This window comes from Kitasatospora sp. NPDC058218, from assembly GCF_042882445.1.
GTDB lineage: Bacteria > Actinomycetota > Actinomycetes > Streptomycetales > Streptomycetaceae > Kitasatospora.
Genome location: NZ_JBHVWC010000003.1, coordinates 128305 through 146507, shown reverse-complemented (window position 1 = coordinate 146507; position 18203 = coordinate 128305). Strand labels below are relative to the sequence as shown.

At 74.4% G+C, this 18203-nt stretch carries 14 protein-coding genes, 1 tRNA gene and 1 other RNA gene; 11 read left to right on the top strand and 5 right to left on the bottom strand.

Translation table 11 applies throughout. The features are described from left to right. Positions 1 to 218 precede the first annotated feature (218 nt). Positions 219 to 303, bottom strand: a tRNA-Ser gene (locus ACFVYI_RS02770). A 144-nt stretch (positions 304 to 447) separates the two neighbouring features. On the opposite strand from ACFVYI_RS02770, the gene ffs reads away from it, so the two are divergent. The 10 genes from ffs to ACFVYI_RS02720 all read left to right on the top strand — a co-directional run bounded on the left by ffs (position 448) and on the right by ACFVYI_RS02720 (position 10770). Beyond that, positions 448 to 538: signal recognition particle sRNA small type (ffs, locus tag ACFVYI_RS02765), an RNA gene on the top strand. A gap of 73 nt (positions 539 to 611) precedes the next feature. After that, the gene (locus ACFVYI_RS02760; protein ID WP_387880801.1) at positions 612 to 2774 is read left to right on the top strand and encodes a DNA polymerase III subunit gamma and tau; all 2163 of its coding nucleotides are present in this window, start codon (positions 612 to 614) and stop codon (positions 2772 to 2774) included. 237 nt (positions 2775 to 3011) lie between these two features. Next, entirely contained in the window at positions 3012 to 3353 is a 342-nt protein-coding gene (locus tag ACFVYI_RS02755) for a YbaB/EbfC family nucleoid-associated protein (protein WP_329488611.1), read from the top strand. A gap of 209 nt (positions 3354 to 3562) precedes the next feature. Further along, positions 3563 to 4162: a recombination mediator RecR gene (gene recR / locus ACFVYI_RS02750; RefSeq protein ID WP_360637435.1), complete on the top strand. Its 600-nt coding sequence runs from the start codon at positions 3563 to 3565 to the stop codon at positions 4160 to 4162. Continuing rightward, complete coding sequence (locus tag ACFVYI_RS02745) at positions 4155 to 4865, top strand: DUF5063 domain-containing protein (RefSeq protein ID WP_387880798.1); 711 nt, start codon at positions 4155 to 4157, stop codon at positions 4863 to 4865. The genes recR and ACFVYI_RS02745 overlap by 8 nt, the downstream gene beginning before the upstream one ends. Positions 4866 to 5233: 368 nt before the next feature. Continuing rightward, complete coding sequence (locus ACFVYI_RS02740; protein ID WP_387880796.1) at positions 5234 to 6514, top strand: aspartate kinase; 1281 nt, start codon at positions 5234 to 5236, stop codon at positions 6512 to 6514. Further along, the gene (locus ACFVYI_RS02735) at positions 6511 to 7563 is read left to right on the top strand and encodes an aspartate-semialdehyde dehydrogenase (RefSeq protein WP_387880793.1); all 1053 of its coding nucleotides are present in this window, start codon (positions 6511 to 6513) and stop codon (positions 7561 to 7563) included. The genes ACFVYI_RS02740 and ACFVYI_RS02735 overlap by 4 nt, the downstream gene beginning before the upstream one ends. 365 nt (positions 7564 to 7928) lie before the next feature. Next, positions 7929 to 8474, top strand: a complete 546-nt coding sequence (locus ACFVYI_RS02730; protein ID WP_387880790.1) for a SigE family RNA polymerase sigma factor — start codon at positions 7929 to 7931, stop codon at positions 8472 to 8474. Continuing rightward, the gene (locus ACFVYI_RS02725) at positions 8467 to 9837 is read left to right on the top strand and encodes a hypothetical protein (RefSeq protein WP_387880787.1); all 1371 of its coding nucleotides are present in this window, start codon (positions 8467 to 8469) and stop codon (positions 9835 to 9837) included. Before ACFVYI_RS02730 ends, ACFVYI_RS02725 begins: the two co-directional genes overlap by 8 nt. Before the next feature lie 141 nt (positions 9838 to 9978). Then, positions 9979 to 10770, top strand: coding sequence for an SURF1 family protein (locus tag ACFVYI_RS02720; RefSeq protein ID WP_387880785.1), 792 nt, complete (start codon positions 9979 to 9981; stop codon positions 10768 to 10770). A 13-nt stretch (positions 10771 to 10783) separates the two neighbouring features. Here ACFVYI_RS02720 and ACFVYI_RS02715 read toward each other — a convergent pair whose 3' ends face one another. From ACFVYI_RS02715 to ACFVYI_RS02700, 4 genes are all read right to left on the bottom strand, one after another. Continuing rightward, positions 10784 to 11314, bottom strand: coding sequence for a hypothetical protein (locus ACFVYI_RS02715; RefSeq protein WP_387880782.1), 531 nt, complete (start codon positions 11312 to 11314; stop codon positions 10784 to 10786). Beyond that, complete coding sequence (locus ACFVYI_RS02710; RefSeq protein WP_387880780.1) at positions 11311 to 13185, bottom strand: S9 family peptidase; 1875 nt, start codon at positions 13183 to 13185, stop codon at positions 11311 to 11313. The genes ACFVYI_RS02715 and ACFVYI_RS02710 overlap by 4 nt, the downstream gene beginning before the upstream one ends. Positions 13186 to 13269: 84 nt before the next feature. After that, on the bottom strand, positions 13270 to 14676 hold the full coding sequence (locus tag ACFVYI_RS02705; protein WP_387880778.1) for an MFS transporter: 1407 nt from the start codon (positions 14674 to 14676) through the stop codon (positions 13270 to 13272). Between the two features lie 144 nt (positions 14677 to 14820). Further along, on the bottom strand, positions 14821 to 15243 hold the full coding sequence (locus tag ACFVYI_RS02700) for a nuclear transport factor 2 family protein (protein WP_387880775.1): 423 nt from the start codon (positions 15241 to 15243) through the stop codon (positions 14821 to 14823). 155 nt (positions 15244 to 15398) lie between these two features. On the opposite strand from ACFVYI_RS02700, the gene ACFVYI_RS02695 reads away from it, so the two are divergent. Beyond that, on the top strand, positions 15399 to 18170 hold the full coding sequence (locus ACFVYI_RS02695; RefSeq protein WP_387880772.1) for an AAA family ATPase: 2772 nt from the start codon (positions 15399 to 15401) through the stop codon (positions 18168 to 18170). Positions 18171 to 18203 lie beyond the last annotated feature (33 nt).

The following is an 18203-nucleotide window of genomic DNA, read 5'->3' as shown; positions in this document are numbered from 1 at the left end:
GGGTGCCCTTCGGAACCAGAGGTTCGAGTGACCTCGGCCAGAAGTTCGCTCTGGGCTCCGCCGGCTCGCGGCAACACCGCGATGCCGCCCAGCGGCTCCTGATCGATGCTGATGACAGTGCCTGATCGGGTGACCTGAACCGAATCTGCAACCACGGAACGACGAAGGCCCCGACCGCACTGCGGTCGGGGCCTTACGTTTGCCCTGGCGGGCGGGTGCGGAGGATACGAGATTCGAACTCGTGAGGGATTGCTCCCAACACGCTTTCCAAGCGTGCGCCCTAGGCCTCTAGGCGAATCCTCCGTGGGAGAGCTTAGTACATGTTCGGGGGTGGTTGCGACCACGTATGTCGAGGGTGGTCCAGGGGTGTGGCCTGCGGATCGCGGAGCGGGGTGGAGAGGGCGGGGTGGTGGAGGTGGGGGCCGGGGATCCGGTACTGTGGGGCTCAGCCCCTCGTGTGGCGTTATCTCTCTGAACCCCCCCAGGGCCGGAAGGCAGCAAGGGTAGGAGGGCTCTGGCGGGTGCGCGGGGGGTCTTTGCGTTCCCGGGGCCGGATGGGGCCCGGTCGAGGGGCGACGCGTTTGTCGGCTCGTCCCGATATCGTCGGTGGTGTGTCCCTAGCCCTGTACCGCCGCTATCGCCCCGAGACTTTCGCCGAGGTCATCGGGCAGGAGCACGTGACCGCTCCGCTCCAGCAGGCCCTGCGCAACAACAGGGTCAACCACGCCTACCTGTTCAGCGGCCCGCGCGGCTGCGGGAAGACGACGAGCGCGCGCATCCTGGCCCGCTGCCTGAACTGCGAGCAGGGGCCGACGCCGACCCCGTGCGGTGAGTGCCAGTCCTGTCGGGACCTGGCGACGGGCGGCCCCGGTTCGATCGACGTGATCGAGATCGACGCCGCCTCGCACGGTGGTGTCGACGATGCCCGTGAGCTGCGGGAGCGGGCGTTCTTCGCACCGGTGCACAGCAGGTACAAGATCTTCATCCTCGACGAGGCGCACATGGTGACCTCGGCCGGCTTCAACGCGCTGCTGAAGGTGGTGGAGGAGCCGCCGGAGCACCTCAAGTTCATCTTCGCGACCACGGAGCCGGAGAAGGTGATCGGGACGATCCGCTCCCGCACGCACCACTACCCGTTCCGGCTGGTGCCGCCCGGCACGCTGCGCGACTACCTGGCCGAGGTCTGCGGCCGGGAGCAGATCCAGGTCGAGGACTCCGTCTTCCCGCTGGTGGTCCGGGCCGGCGCCGGGTCGGTGCGCGACTCGATGTCGGTGATGGACCAGCTGCTCGCCGGCGCCACCGAGGGCGGGGTGACGTACCAGATGGCGACCGCGCTGCTCGGGTACACGGACTCCGCGCTGCTGGACGAGGTGGTGGACGCCTTCGCCGTGCAGGACGGGGCGACGGTGTTCCAGGTGATCGACCGGGTGGTTGAGGGCGGGCACGACCCGCGCCGGTTCGTGACGGACCTGCTGGAGCGGCTGCGGGACCTGGTGATCCTGGCCACGGTGCCGGACGCCGGGGAGAAGGGGCTGATCGACGCCCCGGCGGACCGGGTCGCGGTGATGCAGGCGCAGGCGGACGCGTTCGGGGCGGCCGAACTCAGCCGGGCGGCGGACATCGTCAACACCGGGCTGACCGAGATGCGCGGGAACGCGGCGCCCCGGCTGCAACTGGAGCTGATCTGTGCCCGGGTGATGCTGCCGGGTGCGTACAGCGACGAGCTGTCGTTGCAGGCGCGGCTGGACAAGCTGGAGCGCCGGGCGGCCTCCGGTGGGTTCGCCGCCCCGATGCAGGCACCTCCGATGCAGGCGGCTCCGGTACAGGCACCTCCGATGCAGACGGCCCCGATGCAGGCAGCCGCAGCGCCGACGGAGCCGGTGCAGGTGGCTCCGGTGCAGGCGCCCCCGGTCCAGGCCCCCGCGCCCGCCCCCGCGGCGCCGGCCGGGCCGGCGCCGGGCGCGTGGCCGATCCCGCGCAGCTTCTCCCCGGGCGGGGGTGCGCCCGCGCCGGTGGCGGCGCCGCCCGTGCAGCAGGCAGCCGCGCCCCTCCAGGTGGCCCCGGTAGCCGCCCCGGCTCCCGCCGCCCCCGCCCCGGCCGCCGCACCGGGCGGGGCGCAGCCGTCGGGCGCCGCACAGCAGGGGGCCGGGCAGGTCCGGCAGATGTGGCCGCAGATCCTGGAGGCGGTGAAGAACCGTCGCCGCTTCACCTGGATCCTGCTCAGCCAGAACGGCCAGGTGGCCGGGTTCGACGGCAGCGTGCTCCAGGTGTCGTTCATCAACGCGGGTGCCCGGGACAGCTTCGTCAGCAGCAACAGCGACGACGTGCTGCGCCAGGCGCTGGCGGACGCGCTGGGCGTGGACTGGCGGATCGAGTGCATCGTCGACCCGTCGGGCGGCTCCGGCGGCACCGGCGGGGGCAACACCGGCGGCAGCAGCCCCAGCGGCTCCGGCGTCTCCACCGGCGGTTGGGGCGCGCCACCGGCGCGTCCGGTGGCGTCCGCGCCGCCCGCACAGGCAGCTGCACCGGCGCCCGTACCGGCGCCCGCGCCCATGGCCGCGCCCCCGGCGATGCCGGCCGCGCCGGTGCCTCCGCCGGTGCAGGCCCAACCGGCGGCGCCGGCCGGGCGACCGGCGCAGTCGGTCGCGCTGGAGGACGACATCCCGGAGGAGGACGACCCCGAACTCAAGGAGGAGACGTTCTCCGGCCAGGAGTTGATCATCCGCGAGCTGGGCGCGACGGTGCTGGAGGAGATCCGGCACGGCGGCAACTGAGCGGCAACTGGGCGGCGGCCGAGCGGTAGCCGCGCGGCGGCGGGTCGGCGGCGGGTCGGCGCCCGAACGGCGACCGCGCGGCGGCTGGACGAACGGCCGGTTCCGGTGGCACGTAGGCTCGGTACGACGACGCGGCGGCGTACGCACCACAGGGCCGAGCACGGCCGGTGGCGCGGGCGAAGCACGCGGATCAGGACGATACGAAGCACGACGGACGCAGAACGCAAGGAGTGAGCCGTGTTCCCCGGTGGTGGCCAGCCCAACATGCAGCAGCTGCTCAAGCAGGCGCAGAAGATGCAGCAGGACCTCGCCCAGGCGCAGCAGGAGCTGGCCGAGACGAAGGTGAACGGTTCGGCGGGCGGTGGCCTGGTCGAGGCCACCGTGACCGGCGCCGGTGAGCTGGTGGCCCTGGCCATCGCTCCGGCGGCCGTCGACCCGGAGGACACCGAGACCCTGGCCGACCTGATCCTCGCGGCCGTCCGGGACGCGAACCAGGCGGCGCAGAAGCTGCAGGCCGAGCGGATGGGCCCGCTGACCCAGGGCCTGGGCGGCGGCGGCATCCCCGGTCTGCCGTTCTGACCTGCCCGGTTCTCCGGAGCAGGGCGGATGCAGGGCGGTTGCAGGGCGGAAAGTCCGAAGTCATGAAGGTCTGAAGTTCGGATAACAGACCTGTGTGATTTATGCGGGAGTAGGGCGTCGGGCGGTGTGCCCGGCGCCCGATTCGTTGGATGATGGCACCGGGACATCGGGAAACCGGTGCACCACAGACCCCTGAGGGAAGGCGCGACGTGTACGAGGGCGTGGTTCAGGACCTGATCGACGAACTGGGCAGGCTGCCCGGCGTCGGGCCCAAGAGCGCGCAGCGGATCGCCTTCCACATCCTGCAGGCCGACCCCACCGACGTCCGCCGGCTGGCGCACTCGCTGCTGGAGGTCAAGGACAAGGTCCGGTTCTGCGCCGTCTGCGGCAATGTCGCGGAGGCCGAGCAGTGCCGCGTCTGCCTCGACCCGCGCCGCGACCTCGCGGTGATCTGCGTGGTCGAGGAGTCCAAGGACGTCGTCGCGATCGAGCGCACCCGCGAGTTCCGCGGCCGGTACCACGTGCTGGGCGGCGCGATCAGCCCGATCGAGGGCGTCGGCCCGGACGACCTGCGGATCCGCGAGCTGCTGGCGCGCCTCGCGGACGGCACGGTCACCGAGCTGATCCTGGCCACCGACCCCAACCTGGAGGGGGAGGCGACCGCCACCTATCTGGCCCGGCTCTGCAAGCCGATGGGCCTGAAGGTGACCCGGCTGGCGAGCGGTCTGCCCGTCGGCGGGGATCTGGAGTACGCGGACGAGGTCACCCTCGGCCGCGCCTTCGAAGGGAGACGACTGCTCGATGTCTGACCGGACGATCAACCAGCAGCCCCACCCGCCCCACCAGGCGGGCCCGCAGCAGGACCGGCCCGCCCCGCACATCCATGCCCACGGCTCGGAGCCGGACGACTTCGCGGTGCAGATCGCGGACTCGGTGGAGAGCTTCGTGCTCGCCGTCACCGAGGTCGCCAAGGGTGACGAGCCGGGCAGCGCCGTCTCGTTGCTCCTCCTGGAGGTCTCGCAGCTGCTGCTGGCCGGCGGCCGGCTCGGCGCGATCGAGGACGTCGTCCCCGAGGACCGCTTCGAGCCCGACACCGGGCCGGAGCCGGACAGCGAGCAGTTGCGGGAGCGGCTGGCCGAGCTGCTCGCGCCGATCGACGTCTACCACGAGGTCTTCGACCCGTACGGGCCGCCGGAGAAGCCGAACGCCTTCCGGATCTCGGACGACCTGGCCGGCGTGGTCAGCGAGCTCCAGCACGGCCTCACCCACTACCGCGACGGGCGGGTCAGCGAGGCGCTCTGGTGGTGGCAGTTCTCGTACCTCTCCAACTGGGGCACGACCTGCTCGGCGGTGCTCCGGGCGCTGCAGTCGCTGATCGCCCACGTCCGGCTGGACAGCCCGATCGGGGCCGTGCCGGACGGTGCCGACACCGACGACGACGGGCTCACCGACGAGCAGCTGGAGCAGCAGGCCGGCGACCTGATGGCGGCCGAGCTGGGCCTGGGCCGCTAGGACGGCCGGGCCGCTGGGCCGCTGGGCCGCCTGGGCCGGTGGGACGCCTGGACCGCTGGGACGGTGACGGGCGCCCCGGAGCCGGGAGCGGACTGTGACGGACGCCTCAGGGATTTCGGAGCGAGGGAAAACCCCGGGGCCGCCGTCCGTTCGTCCGCCGATTCTTCGGGGCCGCGCCGGATACCCCGCAGACCTGCCGGTCGCGGCCACGGAACCGCCGCCCACCTGCTGAAACGGGCGTCTCATCATATGGAAAGCGACGGTCGCGGCACCCCCGCTCGGTAGACTGGCGCGGACCGCACAACCCCCGCCACCCGGGGGTGCGGGGGCCCAGAGCCCCCGGAAACGACACAAGTCGAGGAGCGCACGTGGGCCTTGTCGTGCAGAAGTACGGCGGCTCATCCGTTGCGGATGCCGAGGGCATCAAGCGCGTGGCCCGTCGAATCGTTGACGCCAAGAAGGCCGGCCATGAGGTCGTCGTCGTGGTGTCCGCGATGGGCGACACGACGGACGAGCTCATCGAACTCGCGGAGCAGGTGTCACCCATCCCTGCCGGCCGTGAGTTCGACATGCTGCTGACCGCTGGAGAGCGCATCTCCATGGCGCTGCTGGCCATGGCGATCAAATCCCTGGGTCACGAGGCCCAGTCCTTCACGGGCAGCCAGGCCGGTGTCATCACCGACTCCGTCCACAACAAGGCGCGCATCATCGACGTGACGCCGGGCCGCATCCGCACCGCCCTGGACGAGGGCAACATCGCGATCGTGGCCGGCTTCCAGGGTGTCTCGCAGACCGGCAAGGACATCACCACGCTCGGTCGCGGCGGCTCGGACACCACCGCCGTCGCCCTCGCGGCGGCCCTCAAGGCCGAGGTCTGCGAGATCTACACCGACGTGGACGGCGTGTTCACCGCCGACCCGCGCGTGGTGAAGAAGGCCCGCAAGATCGACTGGATCGCCTACGAGGACATGCTGGAGCTGGCTTCGTCCGGCTCCAAGGTCCTGCTCGACCGCTGTGTGGAGTACGCGCGGCGCTACAACATCCCGATTCACGTACGCTCGTCCTTCTCGGGTCTTCCCGGGACGATCGTCAGCAACGACAACCCGAACCAGCCCGAAGGGGGCGAGATGGAGCAGGCCATCATCTCCGGAGTCGCCCACGACACTTCCGAGGCCAAGGTCACGGTCGTCGGCGTGCCGGACAAGCCGGGCGAGGCGGCGCGCATCTTCCGCGCCATCGCCGACGCCGAGGTCAACATCGACATGGTGGTGCAGAACGTCTCCGCCGCGGCGACGGGGCTCACCGACATCTCCTTCACGCTGCCGAAGACCGAGGGCCAGAAGGCCATCGACGCGCTCGGCCGGGTCAAGGAGGGCATCGGCTACGAGTCGCTGCGCTACGACGACGCGATCGGCAAGATCTCCCTGGTCGGCGCCGGCATGCGCTCCAACCCGGGGGTCACCGCGACCTTCTTCGAGGCGCTCTCCGAGGCCGGCGTCAACATCGAGCTGATCTCCACCTCGGAGATCCGCATCTCGGTCGTCACCCGGGCCGACGACGTCAACGAGGCCGTGCGCGCCGTCCACAGCGCCTTCGGGCTGGACAGCGAGTCGGACGAGGCGGTCGTCTACGGAGGCACCGGGCGATGACCCGGCGGCCGAACCTCGCCGTCGTCGGCGCCACCGGCGCGGTCGGCGAGGTGCTGCTCGGCCTGCTCTCCCTCCGTCAGGACATCTGGGGCGAGGTGCGCCTCGTCGCCTCCCCGCGCTCGGCCGGCCGCAAGCTGACCGTGCGCGGGGAGCCCGTCGAGGTGCTGCCGCTCACCGAGGAGGCCTTCGACGGGATCGACGTCGCGCTGTTCGACGTGCCCGACGAGGTCTCCGCCCGGTGGGCGCCGATCGTGGCCGCCAAGGGCATCGTGGTGGTCGACAACTCCGGTGCGTTCCGGATGGACGAGGACGTCCCGCTGGTCGTCCCCGAGGTCAACGCGGCGGCGGTCCGGATGCGTCCGCGCGGCATCGTGGCCGGCCCCAACTGCTCCACGCTGGCGATGATCGCCGCGATCGGCGCGCTGCACGCCGAGTACGGGCTCAGCGAACTGGTGGTCGCCTCCTACCAGGCGGCCTCCGGCGAGGGCCGCGCCGGTGTGGACGCGCTGCGCGCGCAGGTCGCGCTGGTGGCCGGTACCGAGGTCGGCGAGCAGACCGGCGACCTGCGTGCGGTGATCGCCGACAACGGCCCGTTCGCCGCCCCGCTGGCGCTCAACGCGGTGCCGTGGGCGGGCTCGCTGATGGACGGCGGCTGGTCGTCCGAGGAGCTGAAGCTCCGCAACGAGTCGCGCAAGATCCTCGGCCTGCCGGCCCTGCGGGTCTCCGCGACCTGCGTCCGCATCCCCGTGGTGCGCACCCACGCGCTGGCCGTGCACGCGGTCTTCGAGCGCGAGGTCACCCAGGAGCACGCCCAGCAGATCCTCCGCGACGCCCCCGGCGTGGTGCTGTACGACGACCCGGCGGCGGGGGAGTTCCCCACCCCGAACGACGTGGTCGGCACCGACCCGGTCTGGGTCGGGCGGGTGCGCCGGGCGCTGGACGACCCGACGGCGCTGGACCTCTTCCTCTGCGGCGACAACCTGCGCAAGGGCGCGGCGCTCAATGCCGTGCAGATCGCCGAGCTGGTGGCGCGCGAGCTGTTCGCCTGACGCGTCGTGGGGCCAGCGTGAGCCCTTGCGGGCCTTGAGTCCTTGAGCCCGTGAGTCATTGAACGGGTTCTCAGGTGCGCCCCACGGGCCGCGAGAACGGTGAGAACCGTGAGACGTCGTGAGATTCCGTGCGCCTTCTGCGCTCCTTCGGGGCTCACTTGCCCAATCCGCCGGAATCCTCTGGAGCGGGCCGCCACCCGTACGGGAGAATGTTCCTCGGGCTGGGGCAACCATGACAGGGGATCGAGTGTCCAACGGGCGTGGCGAACGTGATGGTGGGGGCAGGGGCGGGCATCTCGGCAGCGGCCGCGGTGACGTTCTCGCCGCGCGCCCAGCGGCCTGCGGATAGGCCGGAAGACAGCCAGATGACGGCGGTCGCACCCGGCGCGGCGGACTCCGGCGCCGGTACCGGCGCGGGTACCAGCGAGGATCTGCTCACCGAGACCTATCAAGCCCACTACCGCTCCCTGCTGCGGCTGGCGGCGCTGCTCCTCGACGACCTCTCGACCTGCGAGGACGTGGTCCAGGAGGCGTTCATCCGGGTGCACTCGGCACGCCGCCGGGTGCGCGAGCCGGAGAAGACGCTCGCCTACCTGCGGCAGACCGTGGTCAACCTGTCCCGCTCCACGCTGCGGCGGCGGATCCTCGGCCTGCGGCTGCTGCCGAAGCCGATGCCTGACATGGCCAGTGCAGAAGAAGGAGCCTACGATGCGCTGGAGCGCGACCAGTTGAAGGCCGCGCTACGGGGTCTGCAACGCCGTCAGCGGGAGGTTCTGGTGCTCCGTTACTTCGTGGACATGACGGAGGCGCAGGTCGCGGAGACCCTGGGGATCTCGCTCGGCTCGGTGAAGGCGTACGGCTCGCGAGGGATCGCCGCGCTGCGGGTCCAGATGGAGGCCGGGCATGGCTGACGACCGGATCGGTGCGGGGGGTACGGGCGACCGGGCCCGCTGCGGCCGGCCGAGCACCGACGGGGCGAGCCTCGACAGACCGAACGCGGGCAGGTCGAACGCGGACGGGTCGAACACCGACGGCTTGAACACCGACGGGCTGAGCAGCGACGGCTTGAACACCGATGAGCAGCTGGTCCGGGTGCTGCTGCAGCGCGCCGTGGCCGAGGTGCAGCCCGACCCCGCCGGTCTGCACCGGATCCGCCACGCGGTGCCCCGGCGGCGAGCCGCCCGGCGCGGCGCCTGGACGGGCGCCGCCGCCCTGGCGGTCGCGGTGGCGATCGCCCTGCCGGCCCTGCACGACAGCGACCACCTCGGGCTCTCCGGCGGCCCCGGCACACCCGGCGCGCACGGCGCCACGCCCTCGGTCACCGCCGAGGGCAGCACGGCCGGCGGCGACGTCGTGGGCTCGAACCGGCCGCCGCAACCCGACGCGAGCGGCACCGCCGGCACCGGCAGCCCGTCCGGCTCGGTGAGCACCCCGCCCCACCCGGGGGCCAGCAGCGCCAACGCCGCCGGGGTACCGTCCGCCCCGGTCGCGGCGTCCAGCACCGGCGGCGGCGACGGCGCGCCCGTCCCGCTCTGCCTCCGGGGTGATCTCGGGCAGGGGGCGTCCAGGGTCGGCGCGGCCGACGGTGACGGGCGGATCAACGGGTACTTCACGGTGGTCAACACCTCCGCACGCACCTGCCGGCTCGGCGGGCCGGGCTCGGTCGCCGTCACCGGGACCACCGGGACGGACCCCGCCCGGATCCGGGTGGCCGACCACACGGCGGGCGATCCGGCGACCGACCTGCCCGCCCCGCGACCGGGCGCCGGCGACGGCCCCGGGCTGCTCCTGGCCCCCCAGGCCGCGTACCGGGTGGACTTCGGCTGGGTGCCGGACGCCGGCTGCCGGGCCACCGGCGGGGCCTCGCCCAGTGCGACGGCCGGCCAGAGCGGGTCGGGCGGCTCCGCGGCGGGCACCTCCCTGGCGATGCAGTCCGGCGGACCGGGCGGTTCGGCCTCGGGCTCCGGTGCAGGAGACGCCGCCCCGGTGGACGGTGCCTCGGTGGCGCCGACCGGGGCGCCCCCGGCCTCCGCCACGCCGACGACGGGCCCGACCTCGGTGCCGAGCCCCTCGGCCACGCCGACCGCCGGCCCCAGCGCGCCGCCGGCCACCGTCACCATCGCGCACACCCCGGCGCCGGGCAGCCCGGTCGCCGCCTCCGCCGTCCTGCCGGGCGCCTGCTCGGGCACCGTCTACCGCACGGCGCCGCAGCCCGTCATGGCGCCGGCCCCGGCCGAGACCCCGGCGCCGTCCGCCTCCGCGTCGGGCGGCTGAGCCCTGCGGCGAGGAGGTCCCTCGGACTGACGCCGGGAGTACCGGCCGGCCGTCACCGGGAGTACCGGCCGCGGGCCCGGGAGGGTGTGGCGGGGGCCCCTGTGGTCGGGAGAGGTGTGAGGAGTGGTTACCGTGGGGGGTGTGTACCGGTTCCTCCTCACTCCGCGCTGGCTGAGCGGCACCGCGCTGGCCGTTGCGGCCGTGGCGGTGTGCGTCTGGCTCGGCTCCTGGCAGCTCGGCCGGTTCGAGGACAAGGTCTCCTCGCACCAGGAGATCAGCAGGTCGGTGAACGACGCGGGCGCGATCGCGCCGCTCGGCGACCTGCTCGGCCCCGACCGGCCGCAGGTCACCACCGACACCGTCGGCCGGGCCGTGACGGTGTCCGGGACCTTCGACCAGGAGCACCAGCTGCTCGTCCCCAACCGGGAGTTGGACGGCAAGCAGGGCTACTACGTCCTCACCCCGCTGCGCACGGACGGCGGCCGCACCGTCGCCGTCGTCCGCGGCTGGGCGCCGGGCACGCCCACGGAGGGCGCGTCCGCCGCCGCGCTGCCGCCGGCCGGCGAGGTCACGGTGGCCGGGCGGTTGCAGGCGGGCGAGACCAGCGGCAGCGGCGGTGCGGTGGCCGGCGGGCTGCCGGCCGGCCAGCTCGGCACGATCAACAGGGCCGCGCTCCTCAACAAGCTGTCCTACGACGGCTGGTACGACGGCTGGGTGTCCGCGGACAGCGTGCCGACCGGGCTGACCCCGGTGCCGACGGTGCAGCCGCAGGGCGGGAACGGCCTCACCCTGCGCGCGTTCCAGAACCTCGGGTACACCCTGGAGTGGTTCGTCTTCGGCGGCTTCGTCGTCTTCATGTGGTTCCGCCTGGTGCGTCGCGAGGCGGAGGCCGAGCAGGACCGGGCCCTCGGGTTGGACCCGGTCCTGGAGTAGCCCCTCGGGGGGCTCAGCGCGACGGCTTCGCCGACGGGACGGCCGGCTTGGACGGCGGCGCGGGCGCCGTGGGCACCGCCGGAGCGGTCGTCGTCGGGGCCGGGCGGGGCGTACCGGACGGGGACGAGGACGGGGAGACCGTCGGCGGCGGGTTGGTGCAACGGCTGCTGCCGCTGTCGTCGTCCGAGTCGTAGTTGTCGGTGTGGTGGCGTGTGGTGCGCCCGCCCTTGGAGCCCTTCGACCCCTTGGACCCGGACGACTTGGACGATTTGGAGGCGGCGAACAGGACCGCCCCGTCACCGGCCTCCGCGAACTCCACCGATTCCGCGAATTCCGTGATCCCTGCCGTCCCGGCGGAGCGGAAGGCAGCCCGGACGGCCGGGCTTCCCGCCGCTGTCGGGCTCGCCGTGGCCGTGGCCGTCGGCTGCGTGGACGGCGACAGGGGCGGCGGGCAGGCCGCGTCGCTGCTGTCCTGACCCGAGCAGCCGGTGAGCACGAGTGCTCCGGCCACCCCCACCCCCATGATCGTCAGCAGACGTCTCACCCGGTCCCCCCGCCGCTCCGGGCGGCCCGGTCCTGCCGGACGGGACCCTCCCCCAGGTGCCGCCGGACGAAGTCGATCTCCAGCCGCAGCTGCTTGATCCGCTCCTCCACCACCAGCGAGCCGTGCCCGGCGTCGTACCGGTAGACCTCGTGCGGCCTGCCCAGTCGCTCCAGGCGCTCCACGTAGTTCTCGATCTGCCGGATCGGGCAGCGCGGGTCGTTCACCCCGGCGCTGATGTAGACCGGCACCCGCACCTGCTCCACGTAGGTCAGCGGCGAGGAGGCGGTCCAGCGCTCGGGCACCTCGGTCGGCGTGCCGCCGAAGAGCGTGCGGTCCAGCGACTTCAGCGCCTCCATCTCGTCGTCGTACGCCGTCAGGTAGTCGGCGACCGGGACGGCGGCGACGCCGAGGGTCCAGTTCTCCGGCTGCACGCCGAGGCCGAGCAGGGTGAGGTAGCCGCCCCAGGAGCCGCCGGTGAGCACCAGCCGCTCCGGGTCGGCGAGCCCGCTCGCCACCGCCCACGCGCGGACCGCGGCGATGTCCTCCAGCTCGATCAGCCCGACCCGCTCGCGCAGCGCGTCCGTCCAGGCCTGGCCGTAGCCGGTGGAGCCGCGGTAGTTGACCCGGACCACCGCGAAGCCGTGGTCCAGCCAGGCGGCGGGGCCGGCGGCGAAGGAGTCGCTGTCGTGGTGGGTCGGCCCGCCGTGGACGTCGAAGACGGTCGGGAACGGGCCGTCCCCGGCCGGGCGCTGGACCAGCGCGTGCACCCGGCCGCAGGGGCCGTCCACCCAGACGTCCTCGACCGGCACCGAGCCCGGCGGCACCGCGCCCGGCGCCCGCAGGACGACCGTGCCGGCGGTGGAGCGGACGGCGGACGGCTCGGCGGCGGAGGACCAGAGGAACTCCACCGTGCCGTCCGGGCGGGCGGTCGCACCGCCGACGGTGCCGCGCGGGGTCTCCAGCCGGGTCAGCACCCCGGTGTCGAGGGCGTACGAGAACAGCTCGCTGCGCGCCTCGTACTCGTGCTCGACCAGCAGCGCGCGGGCGCCGGGGCGCCACTGCGCGGAGACGTCGCCGGGCAGCTCGCGGCCCTGCTCGTCGCGGAGCGGCAGCGCGGTCTCGGCCCCGGTGGCCACGTCCCAGATCATCGGCTCCCAACGGCCGGTGCGCTGGTGGGCGACCAGCAGCCGGGTGTCGCCGTCGACCGGCGCGAAGCCCAGGCAGGCGACGCCGCGCGGCTCCGCCCGGCCGGTGACCTCGTCCAGCTCGGCGACGGTCGCGCCGTCGGCGAGCCGGACGACCCGGATCGCCGAGTGCATCGCGTCGCCGTGCTCGGTGTGGTCGACGGCGAGCAGGGCACTGTCGTAGCTGAGGTCGCCGACGCCGCCGTACTCCTCGTGCCGGTAGATCTCCACCGCCTCGGCCGCGCCCGGGCGGCGCAGGTGCAGGGTGGTGCCGTGCTCGTCGGTGGAGCGGCCGACCACCACCGTGCCGTCCCGGCCGAGGGCGAGGCCCGCCGAGTAGGAGGCGGCCAGGCCGGGCACGGCCTCCTCATCGGGGTCGGGGCCGTTCGGGCGGCCCGCGAACGGCTGGCGGCGCCAGATCCCGAACTCGTCGCCGTCGTTGTCGTCGAACCACCAGACCCACGTGCCGTCGGGCGACAGCTCCGCGTCGGTGGTGCCGTTCGGCCGGTCGGTCACCTGCCGGTGGGTGTCGGTGGCGCGGTCCCAGGCGTACACCTCGTAGGTACCGGTGGCGTTGGACACGTACAGCGCCCGGTCGGGGGCGTCCTCCGCCCAGTCCGGAAGGGAAACCCGGGCCGCCCTGAACCGCTGCTCCCACGCCGGTACGGCGCTCTTCTCCTCGCTCATCCACCCATCCAACCCGATCGGAGGGAGTGAACGGAACGGGCGGGTGGGCCAGTACCGGCCCACCCGCCCGTTCCGTGCCCGCGCTCAGGCCGTCCGGCGGGGCAGCAACCGCACCAGGCCCACCAACAGCAACTCCAGCACCGCCAGCACCGCCACGCTGCGCCCGAAGGCGGTGGCCGGGTCCCCGGCGCCGTAGTGGACGATGCCGATCAGCGCGATCCCGAGCGCCCCGGCGACCTGCTGGACGGTGGCCAGCACCCCCGCCGCCGAACCCGCCAGCCGGGGCTCGACCGAGGCCAGCACGACGGTGGTCACCGGGGCGATCACCAGACCCATCCCGAGACCGTCCACGAACAGGCCCGGGGTCAGCCACCAGACGCTGCCGGTCGTCCCGCCGGCGTGGACGGCGAGGCCGAGCAGGCCGAGCCCGGCGGCCATCAGCAGCCCGCCGAGCGCGATCGCCCGGCGGCCGAGACGGGCGGCGACGCGGTGCGCCGTGGTCGAGGTGAGCAGGTAGCCGGCGCCGATCGCGGTGAAGACCAGGCCGGCGCCGAGCGCGTCCAGGCCGCGGCCCTGCTGCAGGTGCAGGGCGAGCACCAGGAAGAACGACGCCTGGCCGAGCCAGAAGGCGAGCTGGGCGAGCAGACCGGCGGCGAAGGCCCTGTCCCGGAAGAGAGCGGTGTCGACCAGTGGTGTGCCGGTGTGGCGGTGCTGGTGGACGGCGAAGCCGGCCAGCAGGGCGACGGCGCCGCCCAGGCAGAGCCAGGTCCAGAGCGGCCAGCCCGCCTCACGGCCCTGGATCAGCGGCAGCACCAGGCCGGTCAGCGCGAGGGTGATCAGCAGGACGCCCACCGGGTCCAGGCCGGGGCGGTGCGGGGCGCGGGACTCCGGCAGGCAGCGGCGGACCAGTGCCAGCGCGGCCAGGCCGACCGGCAGGTTGAGCAGGAAGCAGCTGCGCCAGTCCAGGCCGAAGAGGTCCGCGCGGATCAGCGCACCGCCGATCAGCTGGCCGAACACCGCGCCGACGCCCATCGTCAGCCCGTACATCGCGAACGCCCGGGCCTGCGCCGCGCCGCTGAACGCGGTGCGCAGGATGGCCAGCACCTGCGGGCCCATCAGCGCCGCCGCCAGGCCCTGCGCGACCCGGGCACCGACCAGGGCGGCGGCCGTCGGGGCCAGGCCGCAGCCGGCCGAGGCGAGCGTGAACAGGGCCAGGCCGAGGGCGAACACCCGGCGCCGCCCGTAGCGGTCGCCCAGCCGGCCGGCGGTGATCAGCCCGGTGGCCAGCGCCAGGGCGAAACCGGCGATCACCCACTGGACGGCGGCCGGGCCGGCCCCCAGGTCGGCCTGGACGGACGGGACGGCGACGTTGACCACGAAGACGTCGAGGGCGGTCATGAAGGTGGCGGTCAGGACGACCGGCAGCAGGCCCCGGGGGGAGGGCTCGGTGGCCTTCGCCGTGACCGGGCGGGTGTGCAGGGCGGTGCTCATCTCGGGCTCATCTCGGGCTCTCCTCGGCGGAGTCGGGAGGCGGGTCGGGGAGTCGGGAGCTGCTCGGGGAGGGGGAGCTGTTCGGGGAGGGAACGGTTCGCAGGGGCGGGCGGGGCGGCCCGCCCCTGCCGGGCGGCCGGCGGCTCAGGCGCCCGGGACGCGGTCCAGGAAGCCGTACACCGAGGCGATCCGGCCGTCCGGGCCGGCGACCAGCACGTCGAACCCGACCACCAGGGCCTCCCCGCCGGCCGGCCCGAGGTTCCAGGTGAACCGGGCGATGTCGTGGTGCGCGTCCACCGGACCGAGGGTGAACTCCAGACCGGGGAACTGCGCCTGGGCCGCGCCGATCAGGGCGTCGACGCCCTCCCGGCCGGTGACGGCGGCCAGCGGGTCGGTGTAGCTGCCGTCCTCGGCCCACGCCTCGTCGACCAGCTTGCGGCGGGCGGCCGGGTCGGTCTCGTTCCAGACGGCGAGGTAGCGCTCGGCGAGCTGCCGGAGGTCGAGCTGCGGGACGTCGGTCCCCTGGAGGTCGGCCCCCTGGACGTCGGTCTGCTGGAGGTCGGTCATCGTCTTCTCCCTTGTCCTGCCGGGTGGTTGGGCGGGTCGTTCCCGCTGCTCATGAAGGTACGGACGACGCGCGACCGGCGAATCCGTCACGGATAGGTAGGGGTGCGGGCCGTTCCGCGGAAGCCGTGGGTAGGTCGCGCCAGTAGGGTCGGAGCATGGGGAAGCTCTACGGGCGGGAACAGGAGCAGGCCGTCGTCGACGCGCTGCTCGACGACGCGAAGGGCGGCCGCAGCGGGGTGCTGGTGCTGCGCGGTGAGCCGGGGATCGGCAAGACCGCGCTGCTGGACCACGCCGCGGCGGCGGCCGACGGCGCGTTCCGGGTGATCCGGGCGACCGGCGTCGAGTACGAGGCCGAACTCCCGTTCGCCGGGCTCAGTCTGCTGCTCGCGCCCGGCCTGGACCGGTTGTCCGCGCTGCCCGGTCCGCAACGGCGGGCCCTGGAAGGCGCGTTCGGGCTGGAGGACGGGGTCCCGCCGGCCGGGGCGAGCGGGGACCGGCTGCTCACCGGGCTCGCCACCCTCGGGCTGCTCGCCGAACTAGCGGCTGATCAGCCCCTGTTGTGCGTCGTGGACGATGTGCAGTGGCTCGACCGGGCCTCGTTGGACGCGTTGCTGCTCGCCGCCCGCCGACTCCAGGCGGAGGGCGTCGCCCTTCTGCTCGCCACCCGGGACGCGGGCCCCGCCGGGGGCGGCCTGCCGCCGACCGGCCTGCCCGAACTCCGGCTGGCCGGGCTCGCCGAGCCCGCCGCTACCCGGCTGCTCGACGCCCGCGCCACCGCGGCCCTGACCGGAGACGTCCGCCGCCGGTTGCTCGCCGAGTCGGCCGGCAATCCGCTGGCGCTCACCGAACTGCCCCTCGCGGTCGACGGATCCGCCGCCGCCGCCCCCGGCGCACTGCCGCTCACCAGTCGCCTGCAGATCGCCTTCCACGGTCAGGTCACCGGCCTGCCGGCGGCCACCCAGAACCTGCTGCTGGTCGCCGCCGCCGAGGAGAACGGCGACCTCGACGTCGTGCTGGCGGCCGCCGCCGTCCTGGGGGCGACCGCCGACCACCTCGCCCCGGCCGAGGAGGCGGGCCTGGTCACCCTGGCGGCCGACCGGCGACTCGCGTTCCGGCACCCGCTGCTGCGCGCCGCGATCATGCAACGCGCTCCGCTGCAACAGCGACTGACGGCCCATCGGGCGATCGGCACCGTGCTGGAGGACGGCGACCGCCGGACCTGGCACCTGGCCCTCGCCGCCACCGCTCCGGACGCCGGCCTCGCCGACGCCCTGGAACGCACCGCCGTCCGCGCGGAGACCCGGGGCGCCCACGGCGGCGCCGCCGCCGCGTACGAGCGCGCCGCCCGGCTGACCCCCGATCGCGACGGCGCCACCCGGCGCCTGGTGCTGGCGGCCGAAGCCGCCACCGAGGAGGGCAAGTTGGTGCAGGCCGAGGCGCTCGCCGAGCGGGCCGGGGCCCGGACGGACAGCGTCTTCGCGCACGCCCTGCTCGATCAGGTCCGGGCCACCGCGCACTTCTGGCGCGGCTCCTACCCGGCGGCCTACCGGCTGCTGCTGGACGCGGCCGGTACGGACATCGAGGCGCCGCACGCCGCCCGGATGCTGCTCCAGGCCTTCCACGCGGCCTGGTACGCCGGGGAGGAGCCGGTGATCGCCGTCCTCGACCGGCTCGCCGCGCTCCCGCTGGCCGAGGGCGACCCGCTCACCCCGCTCGCCCGCCACCTGTCGGCCGCCGTCCTGCCCGCGCTGGGCCGCCCCGGCCCGCCGCTGCCCGCCGCCCGCGACACCGCGGCGGCGGCCCGCCGGGCGGGCGCCGAGACGCCGAGCGACCTGGTCCAGCTCTGCGGGGCGACACTGGTCCTCGGCCGGGACGCCGAAACGGTCGAACTCGCCGCCGAACTGGTCGCCGAGGCCCGGGCCAAGGGCACCATCGGCGTCCTGCCGACGCTGCAGTTCTTCCTCGCCGAGGCGGAGCTCTTCCACGGCCGGCACCGCGACGCCGAGGTCACCGCCACCGAGGCGCTGGCCCTGGCCCGGGACACCGGGCAGCACCAGTGGGTCAGCCAACTCAGCGCCCTGCTGGGCTTCCTGGCGGCCCTGCGCGGTGCCGAGCAGGAGTGCGCCGCACTCGCCGCGACCGCGCGGACGGCGACGGCGCTCACCGGCACCGCCGCGGGCTCGGCCGCCGGCTCGCCCGCGCCCGCGCCCGGCGAGCCCTGGGCGCAGTGGGCGCTCGCCCTGCTCGACCTCGGCCGGGGCCGCGCCGCCGACGCCGCCGAGCGCCTCCAGGCCCTCACCACCGGCCCCTACCGACACCACGTCGGCGCCACCCGCGCCGTCCCCGACCTGGTCGAGGCCGCCGTCCGGCTCGGCGACCCGGAACGCGCCGCCGGACCGTACGAGCGCTTCGCCCGCTGGGCCGGCGCCGCCGCCGTGCCCTGGGCCGAGGCGCTGCGGCTGCGCTGCCAGGCACTGCTCGGGCCGGACGAACTCGCCGAGTCCGCCTACCGCGCGGCCCTCGACCTCCACGACGGCACCCACCGCCCCTTCGAGCAGGCCCGCACCGCGCTCCTCTACGGCGAGTGGCTGCGCCGCGAACGCCGCCGCACGGACGCCCGCCCGTACCTGCGCGCGGCCCTGGAGACGTTCGAGCTGCTCTCCGCCCACCCCTGGGCCGACCGCGCCCGCACCGAGCTCACCGCCACCGGAACCAGCGCCCCGGCTCCCGCCGGCACCCCCGAGGGGCCGCTGGCCACCCTCACCCCGCAGGAACTGCAGATCGCGCGGCTGGCGGCGCGGGGGCTCACCAACCGCGACATCGCGGCCCAGCTCTTCCTCAGCCCGCGCACCGTCGGCCACCACCTCTACAAGGCCTACCCCAAGCTCGGCATCGCCGCCCGCACCGACCTCCAGGCCCTCTTCTGACGACGCCGCAGGGCTGTGCGGCGGACGGTCAGG

Excerpts from the sequence above, each read along its gene's own strand:
- ACFVYI_RS02745 (WP_387880798.1), top strand. The coding sequence starts at position 4,155 with ATGTCTGACCGGACGATCAACCAGCAGCCCCACCCGCCCCACCAGGCG.
- ACFVYI_RS02735 (WP_387880793.1), top strand. The coding sequence starts at position 6,511 with ATGACCCGGCGGCCGAACCTCGCCGTCGTCGGCGCCACCGGCGCGGTC.
- ACFVYI_RS02730 (WP_387880790.1), top strand. The coding sequence starts at position 7,929 with ATGACGGCGGTCGCACCCGGCGCGGCGGACTCCGGCGCCGGTACCGGC.
- ACFVYI_RS02725 (WP_387880787.1), top strand. The coding sequence starts at position 8,467 with ATGGCTGACGACCGGATCGGTGCGGGGGGTACGGGCGACCGGGCCCGC.
- ACFVYI_RS02710 (WP_387880780.1), bottom strand. The coding sequence starts at position 13,185 with ATGAGCGAGGAGAAGAGCGCCGTACCGGCGTGGGAGCAGCGGTTCAGG.
- ACFVYI_RS02705 (WP_387880778.1), bottom strand. The coding sequence starts at position 14,676 with ATGAGCACCGCCCTGCACACCCGCCCGGTCACGGCGAAGGCCACCGAG.
- ACFVYI_RS02700 (WP_387880775.1), bottom strand. The coding sequence starts at position 15,243 with ATGACCGACCTCCAGCAGACCGACGTCCAGGGGGCCGACCTCCAGGGG.
- ACFVYI_RS02695 (WP_387880772.1), top strand. The coding sequence starts at position 15,399 with ATGGGGAAGCTCTACGGGCGGGAACAGGAGCAGGCCGTCGTCGACGCG.